Below are 23,984 nucleotides of genomic sequence, written 5' to 3'. Positions count from 1 at the left end.
CCGCTATAGGGGTTTGAATGAAGACCAGAGCAACCTTTATCGGCTTCACGGCCATCCTCATGTGGTCCATTCTCGCCTTGATGACGGCCGCCTCCGGCACCATGCCGCCCTTCCAGCTCTCGGCGATTGCCTTTGCCATCGGTAGCCTGCCGGGGATCGCGCTGTTTATCGCCCGCCCGGAGCGGTTGCAGGCGTTGCGCCAGCCGGCCAAGGTCTGGATCACCGGCGTTGCGGGATTGTTCGGCTATCATTTCCTCTACTTCACGGCGTTGCGCAATGCGCCGGCAGTGGAGGCCGGGTTGATCGCCTATCTGTGGCCGCTGTTCATTGTCGTCGGTTCGGCTCTTTTGCCGGGTGAGAAGTTGCGCTGGTATCATGTTGCCGGCGCGCTGACCGGCCTTGCGGGAACCGCGCTGATCATCGCCGACAAGGGGGTCGCCTTCGATCCGACCTTCACGCTCGGTTATCTCGCTGCCTTCCTCTGCGCTTTTACCTGGGCTGGATATTCGCTGATCAGCCGGCGTTTCGAGGCTGTGTCTACCGATGTCGTCACCGGTTTCTGCCTCGCCACGTCGATCCTGTCGCTTCTCTGCCATCTGGGGCTGGAGACCACAGTCTGGCCGCAGGATGTCTCGCAATGGGTTGCCGTGATCGGTCTTGGTCTTTTGCCGGTCGGTCTCGCCTTCTATACCTGGGATTATGGCGTCAAGAATGGCGATATCCAGATTCTCGGGGCCTCGAGCTATGCAGCGCCGCTTCTGTCGACGCTCAATCTGATCATTTTTGGGTTTGGTGAGTTTAGGGCCACTATTGGTCTGGCATGCGTGCTGATCACCGGTGGTGCGGTGCTGGCAGCGCGGGATATGCTGTTTTCGAGGAAAAAAGCCCCGAACTGACCAGGATGCCATGGCCGAGCTCGCAACCGGGATACTCATTCTCTCGGTCGCGCTGGGACTGAGCTATCACCTGATCCTTCCCCGGCGGAAGACGTTCGTCCGTGCGGTGTGGAAGGTCACGCCTATCCTGCTTCTGGCGCTCTACACAGCTCTCGTCGATGGACATCCGCTACTGGTCGGGGCCTTGCTCTTGAGCGCGCTCGGCGATGCCTTCCTCGCCTTTGATGGGGATCGCGCCTTTATCCGAGGGGTGGTCGCCTTTCTTCTCAGCCATGCGGCCTATATCGCGCTTCTCGTAATCCTGGGCGAGCCTGGCAGAGTGGCGCCGTGGTCCATTGCGGCGGCGCTTGTCGTTGCGGCGGGAACGATCGCCGTCCTCCTGCGGATCCGCCGGCCTGCCGGACGCATGGCCTGGCCGATCAGTCTCTATGTCGTGGTCTTCATGGTCCTTCTGGCATTGACGCTACGACTTCCAGATCAGTTGGTCTTCGTCGGGGCGAGCCTGTTCATCCTCTCGGACGTTGTCTTGACGATCCGGAAATACTGGACGGGGCCTGGCCATGTGCTGGACGGCTATGCCGCCCATCTGGTCTGGGCGACCTATTATCTCGCCCAGCTGATCCTTGCGCTTTCGCTTGCCGTCTATTGACCGGGGGCCCAGCCGGGCGGGGCCATTTCGAAGACGGAGAAATCAAAGCCCGGTGCCACCGTGCAGCCGACAAGGGTAAAGGCCCCAAGGCTTTCGGCCGCTTGCCAGACATCCGCCTCGACGATGGCTTGCGGGCGTTCCCCGGCCAGGACGTCCGGACCCAGTGTCACGGTCCTTTGTGTCCGGCCATCGTCGGACAGGTGCAGCGCGAGCGGCGCGCCTGCGTAATAATGCCAGACCTCGCCCGCATCCTTCACCCTGTGCCAATGCGAGCGCTCGCCTGCCTCAAGCAGGTAGTAGATTGCGGTGGCATGACCACGCGGCCCGCCATGGGCGTCGCGCCATGTCTCGACATACCAGCCACCCTCGGGATGCCTTTGCATGCCAAGTGCCGCGATGATCGCTTCAGCCTGCATCAGAAATTATCCTTGCGCCGGCGGATTTCGGCAAAGACCTCGTCATTGGTCGCACCTTCCATGCCAAGCCCCTTGCGGATCTCCGGATCGGCGGCGCGCAGGAAGGGATTGGTTTCCTTTTCAAGGCCAATCGTCGTCGGAATGGTATAGGTGCCGCGGGCGCGTTGCATCTCGATGAGTTCGGCGCGTGCCTTCAACCGTTCATTGGTTGGATCGATGGTAAGTGCAAAGCGGGCATTGGAGAGTGTGTATTCGTGGCCGAAATAGACCACGGTCTCGTCGGGCAGTTCCGCGAGTTTCTGCAGCGAATGCCACATGTCCATGGCGGACCGCTCGAACAGCCGGCCGCAGCCGAGCGCAAACAGCGTATCGGCGGAAAACAGCACGCCGTCCTCCGGGAAATAATAGCAGATGTGACCGGCGGTATGGCCTGGCGTCTCGATCACGCGTACGGGCCGATTGCAGAACACGAATTCGTCGCCGTCACCGACAGTGCGGTCAATGCCGGGGATCGCGGCCGCCTCGTTGCGAGGGCCGATGATCTCGCAGCCGAAGGCCTCCTTGAGGGCAAGGTTGGCCTCGACATGATCGCCATGGTGATGGGTCGTGAGCACATGGGTGATTGTCCATCCCCGCCGCTCTGCAGCACTGACGATCGCATCGAAATCCGGCGCGTCGATAGAAGCTGTCTCGCCGGTTTCGCGGCAATGTACGAGCGCGCCGAAGTTGTCACTTCGGCAGATGAAGGTTTCGATCTGCAAAGATTTCATTGTCGATCCGTTTTTTCTGTCCCACCTCGTTGCGCTAATGTAGCTGTTCGCGCCTTGAACTCCAATGAGGTGCTGCTAACAATAAGTTCATGCATGTCGATATCGTCGATCTGAGGCAATTCTATTACACGATGCTCGGGCGCGTGGCGGAGCAGTCGATTGCCATGGCGCTTTCGTCTGTCTGGGCGCGCCTGCCGCAGGAGCGTCTTGTCGGGCTCGGTTACTGCACGCCGTTCCTCGATCGCTTTCGTGCCGATACCGAGCGCACCATGGCCTTCATGCCGGCGGGCCAAGGGGCGGTGAACTGGCCGGTTGGAGAGCCTTCGGCCACAGCGCTGGTTTTCGAAGAGGAGTTGCCGCTGCCGGACAGCTCTGTCGATCGTGTCCTGATGGTCCATTCCCTGGAATTTGCCGAAAACCCGCGGGAATCACTGAAGGAGATCTGGCGGGTGCTGGCGCCTGGCGGACGGCTGGTGATCGTGGTGCCCAATCGTCGGGGTGTCTGGGCCCGCATGGAGCACACGCCCTTCGGGTCGGGCCGACCCTATTCGCGCAGCCAACTGACGGCGCTTTTGCGCGAGACGAATTTTACTCCCGGGGCCTCCGCCGAGGCGCTGTTCTTTCCCCCATCAAAGATCCGGGCGATCCTTCGCCTGCGGCGCGGTTTCGAGCGCATGGGGCGCTTGCTCTGGCCGGCTTTCTCCGGCGTCATCGTCGTCGAGGCGCAGAAGCGGCTCTACCAGGGTCTGCCGGTGGCTGTCCGCGCCTCGCGGCGCGTCTTTGCGCCGGTGCTGGCGCCGCAGGGCGTGCCGACAACACGGACCCTGCCGCCCAAGGCCTGAAACGGGTGATGTCAGCCGTCATCAGGACAGGCTGCGGCACTCGTCCGCCTCGACAAATCCGATGTTCGGCTTTATTGCGACAGGCGTGTGAAGGGCAGGCATCCTCCCGCCCGGTGAGCCGGAAAGCAGTCTCATGAACGCCTTAACGAAGCCGACGCCCCGTCCCGGGGTCCTGGATATTGCAGCCTATGTTCCGGGCAAGGAGCATGCAGCCGGGGTGGCGCGTGTCTTCAAGCTGTCGTCGAACGAAACGCCGCTTGGCCCAAGCCCCAACGCAATTGAGGCCTTCCGCACCGCTGCCGAGCGGCTTGAGGTCTATCCAGACGGCCAGGCTCGCGCGCTTCGCACAGCGATTGCCGAGGTGCATGGTCTCAACGCCGATAACATCCTGTGCGGCAATGGCTCGGATGAACTGCTCGGTCTGTTGGCGCATGTGTATCTCGGCCCCGGCGATGAAGGCATCATCACCGCGCATGGTTTCCTCGTCTATCGCATCCAGATCCTGGCGGCCGGCGCCACGCCCGTGACCGTCGAAGAGCGCGATCAGCGCGTCGATGTCGACGCGATCCTGGCGGCTGTCACCGAAAAGACGAAGATCGTCTTCCTCGCCAATCCCGGCAATCCGACCGGTACCTATGTGCCCTATGCCGAAGTCAAGCGGTTGCAGGCGGCGCTTCCGGCGCATGTCATTCTGGTGCTCGACGCGGCCTATGCCGATTATGTTCGCCGAAATGATTATGAGGCGGGCATCGAACTTGTCTCCGCCAATCGCAATGTCGTCATGACCCGCACCTTCTCCAAGGTCTATGGGCTTGCTGCCTTGCGCATCGGCTGGGTCTATGGGCCGGCCGAAATCATTGATGCGCTTGATCGGGTGCGCGGGCCGTTCAACCTCAATACACCGGCCATTGCCGCCGGTGCCGCTGCCATCCGCGACCAGGCGCATACGGCACGGGCCGTCGAGCACAATCAGGTCTGGCTTGCCAAGGTGAGCGAGGCGCTTGCCGGCATCGGCCTTGCGGTAACGCCGTCGGTGGCTAACTTCGTGCTCATCCATTTCCCCGATGTCGACGGATACAGGGCCACCGATGCCGATGACTTCCTGACCGCTCGCGGCTTCATTCTCCGCGCCGTCAAGTCCTACGGCTTTCCCAATGCGCTGCGCATGACGATTGGCAGCGAAGAGGCCAATCTCGGCGTCATCGCCGCTCTTACCGAATTTATGGGTCCCCGCTAATGTCTGAAATCCTGTTCGACCGCATCGCCCTGATCGGTATCGGCCTGATCGGCTCCTCGATTGCCCGCGACATCCAGAAGCTGTCTCTGGCGAAGGATGTGGTCATCTCCACCCGCAGCGCAGAGACATTGAAGCGGGCCGAGGAACTCGGGCTTGGCACGGCCTACACGCTCTCGGCAGCCGAAGCGGTGAAGGATGCCGATCTCGTCATCGTCTCGGTGCCGGTCGGCGCATCCGAGGCTGTGGCGCGCGATATTGCGCCCCATCTGAAGCCAGGGGCAATCGTCACCGATGTCGGCTCGACCAAGGCCTCGGTGATTGCGCAGATGGCGCCGCATATGCCGGACGGCGTGCATTTCATTCCCGGCCACCCGCTGGCAGGCACGGAAAAGTCCGGCCCGGATGCTGGCTTCACCGGCCTCTTCAAGGGGCGCTGGTGCATCTTCACGCCGCTGCCGGGCACGGACCGGGCAGCCCTTGAGCGTCTGAGCAACTTCTGGAAGGCGCTGGGCTCGATGATCGACGAGATGGATCCGCAGCACCATGACAAGGTGCTCGCGATCGTCTCGCACCTGCCGCATATCATCGCCTATAACATTGTCGGTACGGCCGACGACCTGGAGACAGTCACTGAATCGGAAGTGATCAAGTATTCGGCCTCCGGTTTCCGCGACTTCACGCGCCTTGCGGCCTCCGACCCAACCATGTGGCGGGACGTCTGCCTGCACAACAAGGATGCCATCCTCGAAATGCTGGCGCGGTTTTCGGAAGATCTCGCCTATCTGCAGCGTGCGATCCGCTGGGGCGAGGGCGATAAGCTGTTCGAACTCTTTTCACGCACCCGCACCATCCGACGCTCCATCGTTCAGGCCGGTCAGGACGTCGATTCGCCCGATTTCGGTCGCCACGCCCTCGACAAGTGAAAGACGCGGCGGGAAAAACGCCTTTGATCCCGCTCAGAGCGGCGGGATCTTGCCAAGCGGAATGAAGCCGAGCGTGACATTGCCGTTGCGAATGTTGATGTCCGCCGAGCCGTCATCGCGGCCGAGGGACAGGGCCTTGACCACTTGGGCAGCGCTGTCAACGGTCTCCCGCATTTCGGGATAGGCCTTGCCAAGCGCTCCGCGCCAGCCGTCGATTTCCTCAATCTCGATCCGCAGAGTGGCCGAGAGCAATCCGTCCTCGCCGACCTCGAAGGGGCCGCTGAGCGTGACGACGCGCGCCTGACCAATGTCCACGACCATGCGACGGACTTCACCCCGCGTGCCGCGCAGTTTCAGATCGCGCGCGACGCGCGGATCGAGAAGGCCACCCTTCTCGGCAAAGGTGGTGTCGAGGCTCGCCGACAGCGGCGGCAGGTCTACCGGCTTGCCATTGATCGCAATCGTGACGTCACGCACCAGCGTCGCATAGTCGAGATTGCCCTCCGCCTGGCGGACATGTTGCTCGGCGCTGACGGCCTTGACCCCCACGGTCTGTGCCGTGGCGGTCGAGGTGACCGTCGTGTCTAGCCCTTCGATGACCAACGAACTGCGCGCCAGGCCGGAAAAGCCGGCGCGGAAGCTCGATTGCATGTTGGACCAGTTCGTCGTCGTGTTGAATCCATAGGCCGAGCGGACTTCGGCCGGCCCGTCCATCTCCCAGACCACCTGGCCCGGATTGTAGATCTGGGCTGCGGCGCGTACGGCGCCGAAGGAGGCGGCAATGCCCTGGTCACGGTCATCGATCGACAGGCGGTCGCAGTTCAGCCTGAACCGAAAGGGGTAGCCGCCGATCTTGGCATCTTCGCAATTGGCCTCGATGCCGGAAGGATTGCCGCCGGCAAAGAAGGTGACGATGCGTGTGCGCAGAAATTCTGCGGCAAAATACCAGCCGACACTATAGACAGCGATGAAGACGACAATCAAAACGCCGAGCCAGAACACCTTGCGGCTGGTTCGGCTTTGTGGCGCTGTTGATGGCATTGGCATGAAGTTTCCTTGCTGCAATCGGATCGGTTTCCTGCAATGGATTGCGATATGGACGAATTTTGGGTCTTTGGCTACGGTTCGCTGATGTGGAATCCGGGCTTTCCGTATGAGGAACGCGCGACGGCCCGTGTTGTTGGCTACCGTCGTTCACTGTGTGTGCGCTCCTATGTGCATCGTGGCACAGAAGAGCGGCCCGGTCTTGTGCTCGGGCTGGATCGCGGTGGTTCCTGCAAGGGGGTCGCCTTCCGCGTTGCGCTGTCTGATCGCGCTCATACGATCGACTATCTGCGCGAGCGGGAACTCGTGACCAGCGTCTATCTCGAGCGCACTGTGCCCGCCCGACTGGCTGATGGCCGGCACGTCTCTGCCCTGACTTACGTCATCGACCGCGCTCATCGCCAATATGCGGGCTCGGTCTCAATAGAGGAGGCTGCCTCCGTGGTCAGGGATGCGGTCGGCCGATCAGGGCCCAATCCGGTCTATGTCGCCAATACGCTTTCCCATCTGCGTGAACTTGGCATTCGCGACCATTGGCTCGAAAGCGTGGCGGCCGCGATGTCCTCCGAGCCTGCGTCAGATAACAAGTGATCGGATGCGCGGAAAACGGTGCCGGGCTTTAGCGCGCACCGAGCTCCTTCAGCCGGATCTCGGCCGTCGGCGGCAAGGGCAGATGTGGGTTGTCGCGCACCGTTTCGATGAGCAATGCATCGCTTGCGGCTTCGAGGTCCGTCGTCAGCTTGTCGAAAAAGACGTCCGGGTCGAGACCCGGCTGGATCGCCGGCAGGATCTGCACCTTGAAGTGGCCCGGATAGCGCTGTGACTTGCGACGTGGCCAGAACAGGCCGGGGTGCATGGCAACCGGCACGACTGGCACGCCGAGATCGCGGTAGAGGCGGGCAATCCCGTATTTGTATTCGGGAGCGGCACCCGGCGGGCGGCGCGTGCCTTCCGGATAGATGATCAGCTGGCGGCCACTCGCCATTTCCTGCTTGGTGCGCTCGATCACCTGGGCCATCACCCGGCCCTTGGCGCCGCGATTGACCGGGATCATTCGCTGCTTGGCCACATACCAGCCGAAGATCGGGATCCACATCAGCTCGCGCTTCAGAATGTAGACGGGATCGTCGAGATAGGGGAGCAGCGCAAACGTGTCCCAGAAGGACTGATGTTTGGGCGCGAGGATGTAACCGCCCTCCGGAATATTCTCCAGCCCCTCGACCGTGAATGTCGTGCCAACGATTTTTTCCATCAGCCAGCAGGAGGACGTCGCCCAGTCCTTCGGGATGAAGAAGGCCTTCTTGCGCGGCAAGAGGAAATAGATCGGCGACAGGAAGATCATCCTGAGGATCATGTTGGCATAGAAGGCGGTGTTGAAGAGGATGGAACGCAGGGTGATCATCAATGGGCTCTCGTGAACGGCGCTTCCGTCCTTAGAGCAAAAGCACCCGCAGCAAAAGCCGCCTTGCGCGGCCTGGCCTCACGGTTGCTGACCAGTTTCGGGCATTTCTCTGTCCGAGCGCAGACCGGGTCCGCGGTTCCATCCGATGCTTTGCCGTAGGTAGGCGACGACCGTCTTGCCGTATTCGATGAGCATCGTCCGCATGGCATCCGGTTCACTGTACCAGGCGCGTGTCTTCAGGTCGGAATTGACGACGGGATAGCCGATGAAATCCGTCACCGGATCGCTGCGTTTCAACTCCATCAGGCTGCGCGCCAGATGGTAGTTGCTGGTCACGACGAGAACCGAGCGATAGCCCTTGTCGCGGATCCATAAGGCGGTCTCGTTGGCGTTGCCGATCGTGTCGATCGCGGCATAGCCGATATCGACGCAGCATTCGAAGAGGTCAGGCGAGGTTCGGGTCGAGCGGCGAATCTGGCCGGGCGTCGTCTGCGGGTTCACGCCTGATATCAGCAGCCGTTCACCGGAGCCTTTGCGCAAGAGCTCGATCGCCTGTTCGATCCGCTGGTAGCCGCCGGTCAGGACGACGATGGCATCCGCCTTCACGGTTTCGGGCGGCCGCATGTTGGTGACCGAATCAGCAAAGACGAGAAAGCCGGCGACCAACGCTGCCAAAGTCAGCAGAAGCACCATGCCGCCATAGCGCAAGACACGGCGAATCACGCCTTTGCGCGCGAACGGGCTCCAGCCCGCCGGCTTTGGCGGGTCGGTGCTTGACGGGGTGTCAGAGGTCAGCCGGTCCATTCTCATCGTCCGTGAATAGCGTGGATTTCCCACGCGGAACAGGCGGCTTTATGGCAGGTCAACACTTGCAGCCGATCAGTCGTCGAGCAGGCCGTCCGTCCGGCTCGGATCGGAACGGATCAGGTCGATCTCGTCAATGGTGCGCATGACCGTCAGCCGCGCCGTCGCCGTTGTCAAAAGAGCTATAAAGAACATCGTCGCGAAAATGCCGAGATAGCCGCCCCAGCCGATGGTAAACGTCCCAAACAGGGCGGTCGCCTGGTCGCTCTGGGGCGTTGCCAGCGAGCGGCTCTGCCAGAAGCTTGCCAGGGCAAAGAGGACGGCGGCCAGCATGCCGCCGGCAAAGGCGCCCTTGAGGCTGATCTTGAAGAAATGTCGTTGGAATTCCTGGGCGACGAAACTGGCTTCGGCGCCAACGAAGTGCAGCACTTCGATGATGTGGCGATTGCCGGAGAGCGCGCCTCGCGTCGCAAAGACCACGGTCAGCACCATGGCGACGAAAACGAGAACCAGTACACCGGAGCCGATGAGCACGGTGGTTCGTGCCATCTGCACAAGACGGTCGACCCAGGTGCGGTGATCGTCGAGAAAGGCTTGCGGCACTTCTTCGGCCAGGAGCGCGCGCATCGCCTGGAAATCTGGCGGATTGCTCTCGTCTATGGTGATCACCACCAGTCGTGGCACGGGGAGTTCGGAGAGGTCGAGGCCGGTGCCGAGCCAGGGTTCGAGCAGGCGCGCGGTGGCGGCATCATCCATGATCTGGCCGTCGCGGGTGCCGACAAAGGTCAGCGCCAGATCCCGTGCGCGGGTGAGGGCCTTGTCCATGTCGAGCCCGTCTTCGGGCTTGATCTGGATGGTAATCTCGCGGGCGATCTGGCTCTGCCAGCCGGCAGCGGTGGCGCGCACCATGGAGACGGCGCCCAGCGTCAGGCAGGCGAGGAAGGCCATGATGGCAATGACCACCATCAGCGCATTGCCCTGAATGTTGGAGGGCGGCAGGATTGGTCCCGTCGGGCGGACCGTCATCTCGACCCGGCGGGCCGGCTGTTGTTCGGGGCGCTTGCGGTCACTCATAAATGTCGAGCCGCCCATCGGTCAAAATCATACGGCGGGCATCGACCTGATCCATCAGGGCGAGGTCATGGGTCGCGATGACAACGGCGGTGCCAAGCCGGTTAAGTTCGAGAAACAGGCTCAGGAGCCGGCGCGCCATCGGCGGATCGACATTGCCCGTCGGTTCGTCGGCGAGCAGAATTTCCGGCCGGTCGATCAGGGCGCGAGCAATCGCCACGCGCTGCTTCTCGCCACCGGACAGAACGGGCGGCAGCACATTGATGCGCTCGCCGAGCCCCACCCACTTCAAGAGCTCAATGACATCCTGCTTGTAGGTGCCTTCTTCCTTGCCCCGGACCCGCAGCGGCAAGGCCACATTCTCGTAGGTCGTCAGGTGGTCGAGCAGGCGGAAGTCCTGGAAAACAATGCCGACGCGCCGGCGCAGCATGGGTAGCTCGCTGCGGGGAATGCGGGTGATGTCGCGCTCGAAGCTTTTGATCAGCCCGCGTGTCGGCTGCAGCGACATGAAGAGCAGTTTCAGAAGGGTCGTCTTGCCGGCACCGGACGGACCGGTCAGGAACTGGAACGACCGCCTCGGAATGTCGAATGTCAGGTCGCGGAGGATCTCCGGTCCCATCCCATATCGCAGGCCGACATTTTCGAAGTGGATCAACGGCTGGGCCCAGTCTTGAGGGTTCGAGGTCTCGAGCGCGTCATGGGCGTTTCTTTGCGCCCGGTCAACGGTCGGCGGAGCAGTGGCCCCATGGCCGGCTTTTCCGAAGCATTAACCATTTGAATTTACGTCTGGTGAGGATTCGTTTCAACCGCCCAGTTTCGGGATCACCGGAATTCGGCCGTGCGAAAGATCGGGACCAGATGAGCGTCTTCCGCCAATACCAGCAGACCCGCCCGCAGAAAGGGGTCCCGGAGCTTGATCTCCTGCCGCCGGATCGTGCCCGCAGGCGAATCGAGCGCACGCTGCATCAACCTTCGAACCGCGATGTGGTGGATGCCGATTTCGTCGTGATCCGCGATCCTCCGCGCGCAAGGGGCGCTGGCGGTCCAGACGCCAATCCTGTTGCGCAAGCCAAAGATCATGCCATCCGCCGTTTGATGTCAGTCGTCGTAGAACGGTTCGAACAGCGATTGCAGACACTGTCCGAGCGCGGTTTTGCAACGCTGGTAGCGAGCTGTTTCGTGCTGGTCTTTCTCTTCGTGGCCGTTCAGGCCCTGCGGTTTGCCGAGCATCCGGAAATTGCCGCACGCCCGTTGGATTTCACCCATGTCAACCTGACACCGCAGGACCGGAACGGGATGCGGGTCCTTCTGGTCAATGCAATCGTCCAGAACCGGTCGAGCCGCAGTCTGACCGTGCCGCTGGTGCGCGCCGATCTTCTTGTCGACGGGCAGATTGTGGCCAGCACCTATATCGAGCCTGCCAGTGAGGTGTTGGAGGCCGGCCGAAGCCGTGGTCTTTCGGCCCGCGTCCAGCATCCCGGTGGAAAAACGCCGGAACTGCGCCTTTCCTTCGAAGAGTCGGGTGCCTCCCGCTCCTGACTGTGCTAATGGCCAGCCTTTCCGGCACCGGGCAAAAGATCCAGGGTCCGCCGGCCGATCATCAAGGAGTGTCCCATGCCCGTCGTCCGCGGAAAGAATATCGAACCCCTCTTTACCGCCGAACAGATCAGGGCACGCAATCTCGAGCTGGCCCAGGATATCCTGGCTGGCCCCTGCGATGATCTTCTCGTCATCTCCATCCTCAAGGGGTCCTTCATCTTCGCCGCCGACCTGATCCGGGCGCTGCATGATGTCGGTCTTGCCCCGGAAGTCGAGTTCATCACCCTGTCCAGCTATGGCACAGGCACGGTGTCGCAGGGCGTCCGTGTGATCAAGGACATCGACAGCGATGTAAAGGGTCGCAACGTGCTCCTGATCGACGACATTCTGGAGTCCGGCCGCACGCTTCTGTTTGCCCGTGAGCTGATGCTGGAACGCGGTGCGTCGAATGTCACCATCGCCGTGCTGCTCGACAAGAAAAACAAGCGAAAAGAAGATTTTGAGGCTGACTATGTCGGCTTCGACTGCCCCGATTATTTTGTCGTCGGCTACGGCATGGACGTTGCTTATGCCTTCCGCGAACTGCCCTTTGTCGGCGTGGTCACGGGTGACGCGTAAGCGCTCGTTCCGTGCCTCGATGGCACAGTCGGCGCTGAGCATTCGTTAACCATGGACCAGAACTGAGGCTCGCGCGTTTACCACTCGCAAAGGAAACTCTGGTGATTTGACCCCGTAAACGTCACCGGAATGCGGGAGCAAAGTTTTAGACCATGGCGCGGATCCTGATCACCGAAGACGAAGATTCCCTACGCTCCTTCGTGGCGCGTGCGCTGCGACTGGATGGGCATGTGACCCGCGAGGCCTGCGATGGAGCCGAGGGGCTCGAGATGCTTGCAGAGGGCGAGTATGACCTGCTTCTCTCCGATATCCGCATGCCGGTCATGGACGGTATCGAACTCGCCCACCGCGCTCATTCCGAGTTTCCCGGCATGAAAATTCTGCTGATGACCGGCTATGCCGAACAGCGCGAACGCGCTGATGACCTCGCCTCGAAGATTGTCGATGTCGTTTCGAAGCCCTTTGCCCTGCCGGATATCCGCAAGGCCGTCGCCATGGCGCTGGCAAGCTGAAGGCTGCGCGCGTTCTCCTTCCGATTCCCCCGCTCTGAGACACCTGATCCCGCCTGCCGCATCGCGGCAGGTGGTTTTGCCTTGTGTGCTTGATTGAACCAAGGTTGGCACAGCAAGCGATGCTGGCCCTGCGCTGGGGCGCTGCGGTTCAGATCGTTGGCAGCGTGATCGGCTGTCACTGAATATCGAGCAGACGCTCCAGATAGCGGCGTTCGATCTCGGGACTGGAATTCTGTCCCAGCTTCTCGCGGATTGCTTCGAGGATTTCGCGGGCCCGCTGCACGTCGATCTCGTCGGGCACTTTCACCTGCTCGCCGAAATCTGGACCATTGGTGGCGCGTGGGCGTCCGAGCGGGTCGCGGCCGTTCTGGTTGCCAAGGCCGGCCTGGCCTTCGCCCTGCTGCCCTTGTTGGCCCTGCATGGCCTGCATCATCTGGTTCATCATGTCGCGTGCGCCCTGGCGCAGGGCTTCCAGGGCTCGGCCCTGGCCCTCGACTGCGCGGTCGCCCTGGCCGTCGCCCAGCGCTTCGCCGGCGCCTTGCATTTCCTTCTGCGCCTGGCCAAAGCCTTCGCCCGGCTGCATGCCGAGACCCTTCAGCCCCTCCTGCAATTCGCCAAGCTTCTTGCCCAAGCCCTCCTGCTGCTCGCGGAGCTGGCGCAAGGCTTCGCGCAACTGTTCTTCCGTCATGCCGTCGAGGTTCTGCTGGCCTTGCTGACCTTGCTGACCTTGCTGGCCCTGTTGGTTCTGCTCGCCCTGCTGCCCCTCCTGGCCCTCCTGCTGCTGGCCTTCTGCGCCTTCTTCCCCTTCCATCGGGGCGCCGCGCTGCATGCGGTCCTGCAGCGCCTGATCGAGCCGGAAGGTCTCGTCCATCAGCTTCTGCTGCTGCTGCATGATCTCGCCGAGCTTGTCGATTTGCTGGCGGGCCTCGCTGTTCTCTTGCTGCTGGCCCTGTTGAGGCCTGCCGGCCTGGAGATTGTTCATCATCCGCTGCAATTCGGAAAGCAGCTGGCGCGCCTGGTCGCGATTGCCGGAGCGGGCGAGGTTTTCCAGCTGGTCGAGCATGTTGTTCAGGTCCTGCTGGCGCAGGGTGTTCTGGGCATTCTGCTGCTGTTCGCCGCTCTGGTTCTGCATCCGCTCTGCCATGGCGGAGAGAAACTCCTGCATGGCCTCACGCAGTTCCGCCATCAGCTTCTGGATTTCCTCGTCGCTCGCACCGTTTTCCAGCGCCTCGTCCAGCGCCTGCTGTGCATCGCGCAGGCGGCGTTCGGCCAGCGAGAGGTCGCCGTCCTCGATGCCGAGCGCGATCTCCCAGAGATAATCTGCTGTGTCCTTCAGCTGCTCCTCACCGCGTGCCATGCCCATGCGGGCGCGGGCGCTTTCAATCGCGATGAAGTTGCCGAGATCCGGGATGGTTTCATCGGCGCGAAGAACCAGCGCCTCGTTGAGCGCGATGGCATAGGCCATGTCGCGGGTGTCGAGGGAAAAGACCTGCCGCTGTTCGGCGACGGAGCCCGCCAGCGGTTCGGAGAAGTTGCGCGCCGGCAAGACCATCTCCACGGGTTCGCTGCGGCCGCTCTGGCCGGCGCCGTCGGTGGCGACGAGCGTGATGCGCACCCGCTTGCCGGACATCGGGTGTTCGGTGATGTTCCGGCTTGCGACGCCCTTGGTCTCGCGGGCATTGTGGCGGGGGAGGTCAAGTTTGTAGTCTGGCGGTGCATAGAGCGGTGTCGCCCCCGGCTTCGCTTCTATCGGCTCGATTTCGGCCCGGGCCTCGCGCAGGCCGTAGTCGTCCTTGGCGAGAAAGGCGATTTCGAGCGCGCCATTGGTGGCGCGGCGTGGCTCGCCGTCGAAGCTGATCTCGGGCGTCTTGTCGGCAAGAACGCCGATCGTCCAGCGTCGACCGGCAACGCTGAGTTCGCCACTCTCGGCCAGTTGCAGTTCATGCGTACGGCTGAGTGTCGCGGCGGCTGCCGGGGCTGCTGCAGGCGTTGCGGGCGGCGTCGGCACACCGTCAACCATGCTTGCCGGGCGCGCCGGTTCTTCACGCAGCGCCACTTCCGTTGCGGGTTTATTGCCTTCCGGCTTGAACAGGACAGGCTCATCCGTGGCGCCGCCGCTGATCCTGACCGTCATCTTCGAATTCTGCGGCACGGTCACACCCGCGTCCTGGGTGCCGAGGCCGGAGAGGAAGACCGGCGGCTGGCCGGTATAGCCCGGCGGCGTGATCCAGGCGTCGATCCGCAGTGCAGGCAATTCTGCTTCCGTCACCGGGCTGCGGAAGGCATCGGCAATCGATCCAGCGCCGTTTGAGCCGGAATAGGCGAGCGCCGTTGCAAAAAGCAGGGCCGGTATGGCCCGGATGGCATAGCGGTCGAAGCGGGCGATGTCGGGCTGCGGCAGGCCGGCATCAAGAGCTGCGATGCGCTCGGCCATGCGGCGCTGATGCTCCTGCCAAAGGGCCTTGGCAAAGGGTGTCTCCGCGGACAGGCTGTCGTCCTGAACCGCGACAGGCTGGTGGGCGAGGCCATTGCGCTCCTCAAGCAGCCGGTCAGCCTCGCGGATCGTCGGCAGGCGGAGCTTCAGGAACGGCAGGAAGGAGGCGACGAAGGCGAAGATCAGCCCGAAGACGAGGGCCAGCCGCGCAACGCCCGGCAATTCGCGGTAGACGCCGAACCAGGCGAGCGAAACGAAGATGGCGGCAATGCCGGCCACGGGCAGGAAAAGCGGCAGAACGCGTTCGGCAAACAGCACGGCGCGCGCCAGAACACGCTTCAGGCCAACCTTGCGCTTCAGCGCGGGGGCATGCTCGAAAGCGCCTCTCTTGTGGCCGGGCGGGCGGCTGTCTGTCATCCGTCAGGTCTCCGAAAGCGCGTGCCGTCATCGGCGGCGTGTTGCTTTCGAAGATAGCAGCCTTTGTGGCGAAGACGAGGGCGGTTGCAAGGGTTGAGCCCTTTTTCCCGGCCCATCGCCGAATTGTGAACGTGTCAGTCCAGCCAGTCAGGCACGGAATCGAGCGCGATCATGTCCTCGTAGCTCGGACGCTGCCGAATCACATGGAACTCGCCGCCCTTGACCAGAACCTCCGGCACCAGCCGGCGGGTGTTGTAGGTGCCGGCCTGCACGGCGCCATAAGCTCCAGCCGAACCCACGGCAAAGAGATCGCCCGGCTTTGGCATGGCCATTTCGCGGTCAAGCGCCAGATAGTCGCCGGTCTCGCAGACGGGGCCGACAACATCGGCCTTGATGCGCGGCGCGCTGGCCGCCGAAATCACCACGGGCCGGATCTCGTGATAGGCCTCGTAGAGCGTCGGGCGGATCAGATCGTTCATCGCGCCGTCAACGATGACGAAAGTCTTGTCGCCGCCGTCCTTCACATAGATCACCTCGGTCACCAGGATGCCGGCATTGCCGACAATCAGGCGGCCAGGCTCTGTCACGATGCGGCAGTTGAGGCTCGACAGCTGGTCCTTGACGATCCTTGCATAGGCATCCGGTTCCGGCGGCGGGTTGTTGTCGTCCTTGTAGGGAATGCCAAGGCCGCCACCGACATCGACGTGGTCGATCTGATGGCCATCGCTTCGCAGCGTCTCGACGAGTTCGCGCAGCAGGCGGAAAGCGTCCTCGAAGGGTTGCAGCTCGGTGATCTGGCTGCCGATATGCATGTCGATACCGGAAACCTGAATGCCCGGCAGTTCAGCAGCGCGCTGATAGACGGCGCGGGCCCGCTCATAGGAAATGCCGAACTTGTTTTCCTTCTTGCCGGTCGAAATCTTGGCATGCGTCTTGGCGTCGACGTCAGGATTGATGCGGAAGGAGACATGCGCCTTTTTGCCGGCCTTGACGGCCCGCTGGTTGAGCACTTCCAATTCCGGCTCGCTCTCGACGTTGAAGCAGTAGATGCCAGCTTCGAGGCCTAAATCCATCTCGCTCGGTGTCTTGCCGACGCCGGAGAACATGATCCGGTTGGCCGGAATGCCAGCGGCCAGCGCACGGCGCAATTCGCCTTCCGAAACCACGTCGACGCCAGCGCCCAGGCGACCGAGTGTCTTCAGCACGGCCTGGTTGGAATTGGCTTTCATCGCGTAGCAGACCAGCGCATCGACGCCGTCGAAGGCTTTTGCAAACACCTTGTAGTGCCGCTCCAGCGTCGCCGTCGAGTAGCAGTAGAAGGGCGTACCAACGGTACGCGCGATCTCGGGGATGGCCACGTCTTCGGCGTAGAGCACGCCGTCGCGATATTCGAAGTGGTTCACGGGTAAAGCCCTGTCAGAGAAGCGGATCGAGGAGGAAGGGCGATTCGGGCGCCTTCTGCGTTTCAGTGCCGCGCAGGTTCTGTTTTTCGACGGGCGTGCTCGGCCGGTCGAGGTCGCCCTTGCGGCCGCAGGCGGAGAGCGCAAGCGAAGCCGCCAGCAGAAGGGAGAGCGTCAGCGTCGAGCGATTGAGCGAATTCACCATGACCTGTCCATCGATTTGTTAATTCCTAACCGCTCTAGCGAAAAAAGGGGCGCTTGTGCACCCCTGATCTCGTTATCGATCTGCGCGTTGGCGTGATCAGTTGCGCGCGCGCCACCACGCGATCTGCTTGCGCACTTCGTCGGGCGCCGTTCCGCCAAAGCTCTTGCGGCTGGCGACAGAGGCTTCGACGGTCAGAACGTTGAAAACATCAGACGTTATGGCGGCATTGATGCCCTGTAGCTCGTCGAGCGAGAGTTCTGCGAGATCGCAGCCCTTCTTCTCCGCCAGCGCCACGGCATGACCCGTTGCGTGATGGGCATCACGGAAAGGAAGGCCCGCTTCGCGGACCAGCCAGTCGGCCAGATCCGTTGCGGTCGAGTAACCCGAGCCCGCCGCCGCCTTCATCTTGTCGGTGCGGATCGTCATGTCGGTCACCATGCCGGTCATGGCGGCAATCGCCAGTTCCAGGCTTTCGGCGGCGTCGAAGACCTGTTCCTTGTCTTCCTGCATGTCCTTGGAATAGGCGAGCGGCAGGCCCTTCATGACGGTCAGGAGTGCAATCAACGAGCCGTTGATGCGGCCGGTCTTGGCGCGCACCAGTTCAGCGGCATCCGGGTTTTTCTTCTGCGGCATGATCGAGGAGCCGGTGGAGAAGGCATCCGACAGGCGGATAAAGCCGAATTGCGGCGTCGACCAGATGACGATCTCCTCGGCCAGCCGCGACAGATGCACGGCGGCAATCGAGGCAATCGAGAGGAATTCCAGCGCGAAGTCGCGGTCGGAGACGGTGTCGATCGAGTTGCGGGTCGGCTCACGGAAGCCGAGCGCCTTTGCCGTCATGTGACGGTCGATCGGGTAGCCGGTGCCGGCGAGCGCCGCAGCCCCGATCGGGCTTTCGTCGAGGTGTTCGATCGCATGGCGCACGCGCTGGCGGTCACGGCCGAACATCTCGACATAGGCCATGCAGTGGTGACCGAAGGTCACCGGCTGGGCCGTCTGGAGATGGGTAAAGCCCGGCATTACGGTGTCGGCATGTTCTTCCGCGCGGTTCAGGAAGGCGCCGATCAGGCCGGTCAGAGCGGCTTCCGTCTTCTGCAGCTCTTCCTTCACCCAGAGGCGGAAGTCGAGCGCCACCTGGTCGTTGCGCGAGCGGGCGGTGTGCAGGCGCCCCGCAGCCGGACCGATCAGGTCTGCCAGGCGCGCCTCGATGTTCATATGGATGTCTTCGAGCTTGCGCGAGAAGACGAACTGGCCGGCCTCGATCTCTGACAGGATCGTGTCCAGGCCGTGAAGGATCTTGTCTTTATCTTCGCCCGAGATAATGCCTTGGTGCGCCAGCATGGTCGCATGCGCCTTTGAGCCGCGGATATCCTGGGCGTAAAGCTTCTTGTCGAAACCGATGGAGGCATTTATCTCCTCCATGATCGCCGATGGCCCGGAAGCAAAGCGACCGCCCCACATCTGGTTGGAGGTTTTGGTGTCCTTGATGTCCTCGGCCATGGAATGCCCGTCCTGGAGAATGACATGACAGAAAAAAAACCGACTGGCCTCTTCTCTACCAAGCTGGTTGCGATCGCTGCGGTCGCCGGCATCGTCGCCGGCGCGGCTGCGGTATACGTGAGAGAGACCATGTCTGGCAATGCCGTGGAAACCGCGGATGCGGCCCAATGCGCGGGAACGGTCGAGAAGGCGGAGGCGCTGAAGCCTTATTTCAGCGGTGATGTGGCGGCAATGGTGCCGGTCTCCGAGCCGAGGCTGGTCGAAGGCCTGACCTTCCAGGACCAGTCAGGCGCGCCGATGACCATGGCGAACTTCACCAACAAGACGGTGCTCCTCAACCTCTGGGCTACCTGGTGCGTGCCCTGCCGTGAGGAAATGCCGGCGCTCAACAATCTGCAGAAGGCTGTCGGCAACGAGCGCTTCCAGGTCCTGGCGATCAACATCGACACGGGCGATGTCGAGAAGCCGCAGACCTTCCTTGCCGAGACTGGCGTCGATGCGCTCGGCCTTTACCGGGATGCCTCGATGGGCGTGTTCAACACGCTGAAGAGGCAGGGCCTCGCCTTCGGCCTGCCGGTCACTCTCCTGGTCGACGGCAAAGGCTGCCTGCTTGGCAATATGAATGGTCCGGCCGCCTGGGACGGTGCTGATGCCAAGGCGCTGATCGCTGCTGCCGACGGCGCCTGATCGGGCGAAAGCTCGCCTCTCACTCCGCCAAAATAATCCTGAACGCCTTGATCGGCAAACAGGGCGTCTCAACGCGTCGGAACGGGCACGTCGCCGCGATAGTCGTAGAAGCCGCGGCCAGACTTGCGGCCAAGCCAGCCGGCTTCGACATATTTGACCAGAAGCGGGCAGGGGCGGTATTTCGAATCCGCCAGGCCATCATGCAGCACCTGCATGATCGAAAGACACGTATCGAGGCCAATGAAGTCGGCGAGCTGCAGCGGACCCATCGGATGGTTGGCGCCAAGCTTCATCGCCGTGTCGATCGCCTCCACGGAGCCTACGCCTTCATAGAGCGTGTAGATTGCTTCGTTGATCATCGGCAGCAGGATGCGGTTGACGATGAAGGCCGGAAAGTCTTCGGCCACCGTGATGGTCTTGTCGAGCGAAGCGACGAATTCCTTGGCGGTGGCGAATGTGGTCTCTTCTGTCGCGATGCCGCGGACCAGTTCCACCAACTTCATCACCGGCACCGGGTTCATGAAGTGGATGCCCATGAAGCGTTCCGGCCGGTCGGTGGCCGAGGCAAGGCGGGTGATGGAAAGTGAGGAGGTGTTGGTGGCAATCAGCGCCTCGGGCTTCAGCACCGGGCAGAGCGTGGCGAAAATCTTGCGCTTAACCGTCTCGTCTTCGGTTGCAGCCTCGATCACGAGGTCGGCCGAAGCGAGATCGTTGATGTCGGACGAGCCGGAAATCAGGGCGAGGGCGGCCTTGCGCTCCTCGTCGGAGAGCTTGCCGTTGGTCACCTGGCGGGCCAGATTGCCGTTGATCGTGGCAAGACCGGCCTCGATCCTGTCCTTGGAGAGGTCGTAGATCGTGACCTTGTAGCCGGCGATGGCGGAGACCTGTGCGATGCCGCAGCCCATCTGGCCGGCGCCCACGATACCTACATTGCTGATCTTGTCCGTCATCGTCTCGCTCCTCACCCGCGCTTCGGCGTCACCTCAAGAAAACGCCGGATCCGCAAGCGCGGACCCGGCTGATTTGATAGACTCGTGGACGGGTTTTGACCAGTCCTTTCGCAGCTGCGAAGAAGGCTCAGAGTGCCTTTTCGAGCTCCGGCAGGGCTTCAAAGATATCTGCGACGAGACCGTAGTCGGCAACCTGGAAGATCGGCGCTTCCTCGTCCTTGTTGATCGCGACGATAACCTTGGAGTCCTTCATGCCGGCGAGATGCTGGATGGCGCCGGAGATGCCGCAGGCGATGTAGAGCTGCGGGGCGACGACCTTGCCGGTCTGGCCGACCTGCCAGTCGTTCGGGGCGTAGCCTGCATCCACCGCTGCACGGCTTGCGCCAACGGCGGCACCCAGCTTGTCGGCAACCGGCAGGATCACTTCCTGGAACTTCTCCGAGGAGCCAAGCGCGCGGCCACCGGAGATGATGATCTTCGCCGACGCCAGCTCCGGACGGTCCGAGGAGGACAGCGCATCGGATACATGGCTGGAAACGCCCGGATTGGCAGCAGCCGCGATGGTCTCGACGGCAGCCGAGCCACCTTCGCCGGCAGCGGCAAAGGAGGCGGTCCGGACCGTGATCACCTTTTTGGCATCGGTCGACTGCACCGTCTGGATGGCGTTGCCGGCATAGATCGGACGCTTGAAGGTGTCGGCCGAGACCACTTCGATGATTTCCGAGACCTGGGCCACATCGAGGAGCGCTGCGACGCGCGGGGCGACGTTCTTGCCGACGGAGGTCGCGGCCGCAATGATCGTGTCATAGCTGCCGGCCAGGGAGACAATCAGGGCAGCCAGCGGTTCTGCCAGATTGTTGCCGAGCGATGCGTCGTCAGCCAGCAGGACCTTGGAGACGCCTGCAAGCTTGGCAGCGGCATCGGCTGCAGCCTTGGCGCCGGAGCCGGCGACCAGCACTGTCACATCGCCACCGATCTTGGTGGCGGCGGTCAGGGCCTTGGCGGTCTGTTCGGAGACGGTCGCGTTGTCGTGTTCTGCGAGAAGAAGAATAGCCATTTTTATGTTCTCCTGTCCGTTCCGCTTACAATACGCCGGCTTCGTTCTTGAGCTTGTCGACCAGTTCGGCGACGCTCTTCACCTTGATGCCCGCCTTGCGGCCACCCGGCTCCTCGGTCTTCAGCACCTTGAGGCGCGGGGAAACGTCGACGCCGAAGTCGGCAGGCGACTTCTTGTCGAGCGGCTTCTTCTTCGCCTTCATGATGTTTGGCAGCGAGGCGTAGCGCGGCTCGTTGAGGCGCAGGTCCGTGGTCACGATCGCGGGCAGCTTGACGTCGATGGTCTGCAGGCCGCCGTCGACTTCGCGGGTCACGGTTGCCTTGTCGGCGCCGAGTTCGAGCTTGGAGGCGAAGGTTGCCTGGCCCCAGCCGAGGAGCGCTGCCAGCATCTGGCCGGTCTGGTTCGAATCGTCGTCGATCGCCTGCTTGCCGACGATGACAAGGCCGGGCGCTTCGGCTTCGACAACACCCTTCAAGAGCTTGGCAACAGCCAGCGGCTCGACCGTCTCATCAGTCTCGATCAGGATGCCGCGATCGGCACCCATGGCGAGCGCGGTGCGAATGGTTTCTTCCGCCTTGGCTGGGCCAATCGAGACCACGACGATCTCCTCGGCCTTGCCGGCTTCCTTCAGCCGCAGCGCCTCTTCGACGGAGATTTCGTCGAAGGGATTCATCGACATCTTCACGTTGGCAAGCTCGACACCGGAGCCATCCGGCTTGACGCGGATCTTGACGTTGTAATCCACAACCCGCTTGACTGGGACGAGTATCTTCATGGGTTCCTTCCTTCAAAGCTTCCGCCGGAAAATGCGCTCAGATGCGGTCCGCCGTTTGTCGATTGGCGACATCGATACGCATTTTTTGCACAAACACAACGTCCGGCAGCGAATGCCGGCGCAGGGTTTCGGTGATAATTGACGTTGACGTTCACGTCAACATATCGCGTTGTGGTCTGCGATCAACGCCCCCAATGGGGCGACTTGCCAGCCGGTGGCGTCACTGAGGTCTCGCGGCCGGCGGTCATCGTGCTGCCACCGCGTGGCGCCCAGGGACCGGTCGCCAACGTCTCGGTCGGTGCGTGGATCGTCTCCACGGCCTTCGGCGTCACGATCGCGCGGTCGAAGAGCGGCACGCCCGGACGTCGCAAAACGAGCACCAGAAGGATGCCGGCCAGAATGCCGCCGACATGGGCACCCCAAGAGACATTGCTGTCGCCATCGATCAGCAGCATGACGAATTGCTGCCCGACCCAGAGGATGAGCGGCACAAAAGCCGGCAACGGCAGCGGAAAGCGCATCAGCACCAGCACCCAGACGCGCACCTTGGGATGCAGCATCAGATAGGCCGAAACCACGCCGGCAACCGCGCCCGAGGCGCCGATCAGGGGGGCCTGGCTTGCCGGCATGACCAGCCCGTGCATCAGCGCTCCGGCGGCCGCGCAGGCGAGATAAAAGAACAGGAATTTGAAATGCCCCATGGCATCCTCGACATTGTCACCGAAGACCCAGAGGAAGAGCATGTTCGAGCCGAGATGCAGCCAGCTGCCATGCAGGAAGGCATACGTGATGTAGGTCGCGCCGTCCGGGACCAGCACAAGCGACTGGTCGAGCTCGGCAAAGTCGAAGGCAACGGCCGGAATGAAGCCGATCCCGTAGACCCCGATTTCATAGGCGGCATCCGGCAACAGGGTCGTCAGCACAAAGGTCAGCACATTGGCGGCGATCAACCCGAGCGTGACATATTGCCGCTTGATGTGTTTCAGCGCGTTTCGATCATGCAGGGGAATGAACATCGCGTCTCGTTCAACTGGCGGTGCGGGGGTCGGCTGGGCGGGAATGCTAGCGCAGCGCTGCCGCTTTCGATAGCGGAAATGCGCCGGTCGCCGAAGGGCAGGGCGGTGCGGCCCCCTCTCCCCTTGCGGGAGAGGTTGCAAAATCGAAGGCTTAGCCCGATCAGGGCTAAACTTCAGATTTTGCTGGTGAGGGGATCGGTGTTGCGGGTTCGACATAACCGATCCCCTCTCTGGCGATTTCTGCTGTTTCGCCGTGGCTTGCGCCACGACTGATTCATCTCACAACCTTCGCGCGGCGTCGCGCTTGCGGCCTTTGCCCCTCATCCGCCTCCTGAGACTGTCGAAGGGCGGGCACCGTGCGTATCCCACCTCCCCCCATGCGGGGGAGGACGGAAAATCGAAGGCTTAGGCGCGCGCAAGCCGCCTAAACTTCAGATTTTCCTGGAGAGGGGCACAGTTCCGTGGGCACCATCCTCACCGCGCCCCCCTCTTGCGAAATCTGAGGTTTGGCCCTGATCGGGCCAATTCCTCGATTTCGCTATCTCCCCCGCAAGGGGGGAGATAGGTCCCACACTTGTGGCGCCGCCAAAAGCCCCCTCAATTCCCGCAGTAGGACGGGGATGAGTTTCGGGAAATCTCCAACGAAATCAGAGTGGCATCCTGTTTTTCATCCCCGCCCATTTTTCCTCTCGTAGACTCCTCCCCGTTCCGCCCTCGGATACACCTGACGATGCGATGTCAGGCGAGGCGGGATCGGCGCCGGGGCGATGTGCTGTCGCAGGCACAAAACCCCGGCCCGCTTGCAACGGTCTCCCTCCGG

The 23,984-nt window shown here is 62.3% G+C and carries 25 protein-coding genes; 10 read left to right on the top strand and 15 right to left on the bottom strand.

Annotated features, from left to right (window positions below; all coding sequences use genetic code 11):
- The first annotated feature begins 17 nt into the window (after positions 1-17).
- Positions 18-896: an aromatic amino acid exporter YddG gene (gene yddG / locus ACSV9I_RS12695; RefSeq protein WP_438329165.1), complete on the top strand. Its 879-nt coding sequence runs from the start codon at positions 18-20 to the stop codon at positions 894-896.
- 10 nt (positions 897-906) lie between these two features.
- Positions 907-1,545: a lysoplasmalogenase gene (locus ACSV9I_RS12690; RefSeq protein WP_438329164.1), complete on the top strand. Its 639-nt coding sequence runs from the start codon at positions 907-909 to the stop codon at positions 1,543-1,545.
- Here ACSV9I_RS12690 and ACSV9I_RS12685 read toward each other — a convergent pair.
- Together ACSV9I_RS12685 and gloB are read right to left on the bottom strand one after the other, a co-directional pair.
- Positions 1,539-1,961: a cupin domain-containing protein gene (locus tag ACSV9I_RS12685; RefSeq protein WP_438329163.1), complete on the bottom strand. Its 423-nt coding sequence runs from the start codon at positions 1,959-1,961 to the stop codon at positions 1,539-1,541. The genes ACSV9I_RS12690 and ACSV9I_RS12685 overlap by 7 nt on opposite strands.
- Positions 1,961-2,731 (bottom strand): hydroxyacylglutathione hydrolase, encoded by a 771-nt coding sequence (gene gloB / locus ACSV9I_RS12680; protein WP_054157832.1) that lies wholly within the window; start codon positions 2,729-2,731, stop codon positions 1,961-1,963. The genes ACSV9I_RS12685 and gloB overlap by 1 nt, the downstream gene beginning before the upstream one ends.
- 89 nt (positions 2,732-2,820) lie before the next feature.
- Between gloB and ACSV9I_RS12675 the strand changes: the two genes are divergently transcribed.
- From ACSV9I_RS12675 to ACSV9I_RS12665, 3 genes are all read left to right on the top strand, one after another.
- Positions 2,821-3,573 carry a class I SAM-dependent methyltransferase gene (locus ACSV9I_RS12675; RefSeq protein WP_438329162.1) on the top strand — a complete coding sequence of 251 codons (753 nt, stop codon included), beginning with the start codon at positions 2,821-2,823 and terminating at the stop codon, positions 3,571-3,573.
- Between the two features lie 133 nt (positions 3,574-3,706).
- A complete protein-coding gene (gene hisC / locus ACSV9I_RS12670) occupies positions 3,707-4,810 on the top strand; it encodes a histidinol-phosphate transaminase (protein ID WP_438329161.1) in 1,104 nt (367 codons plus the stop codon).
- The gene (locus tag ACSV9I_RS12665) at positions 4,810-5,733 is read left to right on the top strand and encodes a prephenate/arogenate dehydrogenase family protein (protein ID WP_438329160.1); all 924 of its coding nucleotides are present in this window, start codon (positions 4,810-4,812) and stop codon (positions 5,731-5,733) included. Before hisC ends, ACSV9I_RS12665 begins: the two co-directional genes overlap by 1 nt.
- 33 nt (positions 5,734-5,766) lie before the next feature.
- Here the strand turns inward: ACSV9I_RS12665 and ACSV9I_RS12660 are convergent, their stop codons facing one another.
- Positions 5,767-6,780 (bottom strand): DUF2125 domain-containing protein, encoded by a 1,014-nt coding sequence (locus tag ACSV9I_RS12660; protein ID WP_438329159.1) that lies wholly within the window; start codon positions 6,778-6,780, stop codon positions 5,767-5,769.
- A gap of 36 nt (positions 6,781-6,816) precedes the next feature.
- On the opposite strand from ACSV9I_RS12660, the gene ACSV9I_RS12655 reads away from it, so the two are divergent.
- The gene (locus ACSV9I_RS12655; RefSeq protein WP_054157827.1) at positions 6,817-7,368 is read left to right on the top strand and encodes a gamma-glutamylcyclotransferase; all 552 of its coding nucleotides are present in this window, start codon (positions 6,817-6,819) and stop codon (positions 7,366-7,368) included.
- 28 nt (positions 7,369-7,396) lie between these two features.
- Here the strand turns inward: ACSV9I_RS12655 and ACSV9I_RS12650 are convergent, their stop codons facing one another.
- The 4 genes from ACSV9I_RS12650 to ftsE form a co-directional block, all read right to left on the bottom strand.
- Positions 7,397-8,179 (bottom strand): lysophospholipid acyltransferase family protein, encoded by a 783-nt coding sequence (locus ACSV9I_RS12650; RefSeq protein WP_438329158.1) that lies wholly within the window; start codon positions 8,177-8,179, stop codon positions 7,397-7,399.
- A 78-nt stretch (positions 8,180-8,257) separates the two neighbouring features.
- The gene (locus tag ACSV9I_RS12645; RefSeq protein ID WP_438329157.1) at positions 8,258-8,983 is read right to left on the bottom strand and encodes a YdcF family protein; all 726 of its coding nucleotides are present in this window, start codon (positions 8,981-8,983) and stop codon (positions 8,258-8,260) included.
- Between the two features lie 75 nt (positions 8,984-9,058).
- Positions 9,059-10,057 carry a cell division protein FtsX gene (locus tag ACSV9I_RS12640; protein ID WP_054157824.1) on the bottom strand — a complete coding sequence of 333 codons (999 nt, stop codon included), beginning with the start codon at positions 10,055-10,057 and terminating at the stop codon, positions 9,059-9,061.
- On the bottom strand, positions 10,050-10,709 hold the full coding sequence (ftsE, locus tag ACSV9I_RS12635; protein ID WP_054157823.1) for a cell division ATP-binding protein FtsE: 660 nt from the start codon (positions 10,707-10,709) through the stop codon (positions 10,050-10,052). The genes ACSV9I_RS12640 and ftsE overlap by 8 nt, the downstream gene beginning before the upstream one ends.
- A 203-nt stretch (positions 10,710-10,912) precedes the next feature.
- Between ftsE and ACSV9I_RS12630 the strand changes: the two genes are divergently transcribed.
- From ACSV9I_RS12630 to ACSV9I_RS12620, 3 genes are all read left to right on the top strand, one after another.
- Positions 10,913-11,593, top strand: coding sequence for a hypothetical protein (locus ACSV9I_RS12630; protein WP_438329156.1), 681 nt, complete (start codon positions 10,913-10,915; stop codon positions 11,591-11,593).
- Positions 11,594-11,668: 75 nt separating this feature from the next.
- On the top strand, positions 11,669-12,211 hold the full coding sequence (gene hpt / locus ACSV9I_RS12625; protein ID WP_438329155.1) for a hypoxanthine phosphoribosyltransferase: 543 nt from the start codon (positions 11,669-11,671) through the stop codon (positions 12,209-12,211).
- A 152-nt stretch (positions 12,212-12,363) separates the two neighbouring features.
- Positions 12,364-12,723, top strand: coding sequence for a response regulator (locus tag ACSV9I_RS12620; RefSeq protein WP_054157820.1), 360 nt, complete (start codon positions 12,364-12,366; stop codon positions 12,721-12,723).
- Positions 12,724-12,898: 175 nt separating this feature from the next.
- On the opposite strand, the gene ACSV9I_RS12615 is transcribed toward ACSV9I_RS12620, so the two are convergent.
- The 4 genes from ACSV9I_RS12615 to argH form a co-directional block, all read right to left on the bottom strand.
- Positions 12,899-15,574, bottom strand: a complete 2,676-nt coding sequence (locus ACSV9I_RS12615; protein WP_438329154.1) for a TIGR02302 family protein — start codon at positions 15,572-15,574, stop codon at positions 12,899-12,901.
- 134 nt (positions 15,575-15,708) lie between these two features.
- Complete coding sequence (gene lysA, locus ACSV9I_RS12610; RefSeq protein WP_438329153.1) at positions 15,709-16,977, bottom strand: diaminopimelate decarboxylase; 1,269 nt, start codon at positions 16,975-16,977, stop codon at positions 15,709-15,711.
- A 13-nt stretch (positions 16,978-16,990) separates the two neighbouring features.
- A complete protein-coding gene (gene lptM / locus ACSV9I_RS12605) occupies positions 16,991-17,179 on the bottom strand; it encodes an LPS translocon maturation chaperone LptM (protein ID WP_054157817.1) in 189 nt (62 codons plus the stop codon).
- A 96-nt stretch (positions 17,180-17,275) separates the two neighbouring features.
- Positions 17,276-18,679, bottom strand: a complete 1,404-nt coding sequence (gene argH, locus ACSV9I_RS12600; protein WP_438329152.1) for an argininosuccinate lyase — start codon at positions 18,677-18,679, stop codon at positions 17,276-17,278.
- A gap of 24 nt (positions 18,680-18,703) precedes the next feature.
- Between argH and tlpA the strand changes: the two genes are divergently transcribed.
- Positions 18,704-19,366, top strand: a complete 663-nt coding sequence (gene tlpA / locus ACSV9I_RS12595; RefSeq protein ID WP_438329151.1) for a thiol:disulfide interchange protein TlpA — start codon at positions 18,704-18,706, stop codon at positions 19,364-19,366.
- Positions 19,367-19,434: 68 nt separating this feature from the next.
- Here the strand turns inward: tlpA and ACSV9I_RS12590 are convergent, their stop codons facing one another.
- The 4 genes from ACSV9I_RS12590 to ACSV9I_RS12575 all read right to left on the bottom strand — a co-directional run bounded on the left by ACSV9I_RS12590 (position 19,435) and on the right by ACSV9I_RS12575 (position 23,164).
- Positions 19,435-20,316: a 3-hydroxybutyryl-CoA dehydrogenase gene (locus tag ACSV9I_RS12590; protein WP_054157815.1), complete on the bottom strand. Its 882-nt coding sequence runs from the start codon at positions 20,314-20,316 to the stop codon at positions 19,435-19,437.
- Positions 20,317-20,443: 127 nt separating this feature from the next.
- On the bottom strand, positions 20,444-21,373 hold the full coding sequence (locus ACSV9I_RS12585; RefSeq protein ID WP_438329150.1) for an electron transfer flavoprotein subunit alpha/FixB family protein: 930 nt from the start codon (positions 21,371-21,373) through the stop codon (positions 20,444-20,446).
- A 25-nt stretch (positions 21,374-21,398) separates the two neighbouring features.
- Positions 21,399-22,148 (bottom strand): electron transfer flavoprotein subunit beta/FixA family protein, encoded by a 750-nt coding sequence (locus tag ACSV9I_RS12580; protein WP_438329149.1) that lies wholly within the window; start codon positions 22,146-22,148, stop codon positions 21,399-21,401.
- A 182-nt stretch (positions 22,149-22,330) separates the two neighbouring features.
- On the bottom strand, positions 22,331-23,164 hold the full coding sequence (locus tag ACSV9I_RS12575) for a rhomboid family intramembrane serine protease (protein ID WP_438329148.1): 834 nt from the start codon (positions 23,162-23,164) through the stop codon (positions 22,331-22,333).
- Positions 23,165-23,984 lie beyond the last annotated feature (820 nt).

This window comes from Rhizobium sp. G187 (genome assembly GCF_051549525.1).
Taxonomy (GTDB): domain Bacteria; phylum Pseudomonadota; class Alphaproteobacteria; order Rhizobiales; family Rhizobiaceae; genus Allorhizobium.
This window is presented reverse-complemented; position numbering and strand designations above follow the sequence as displayed.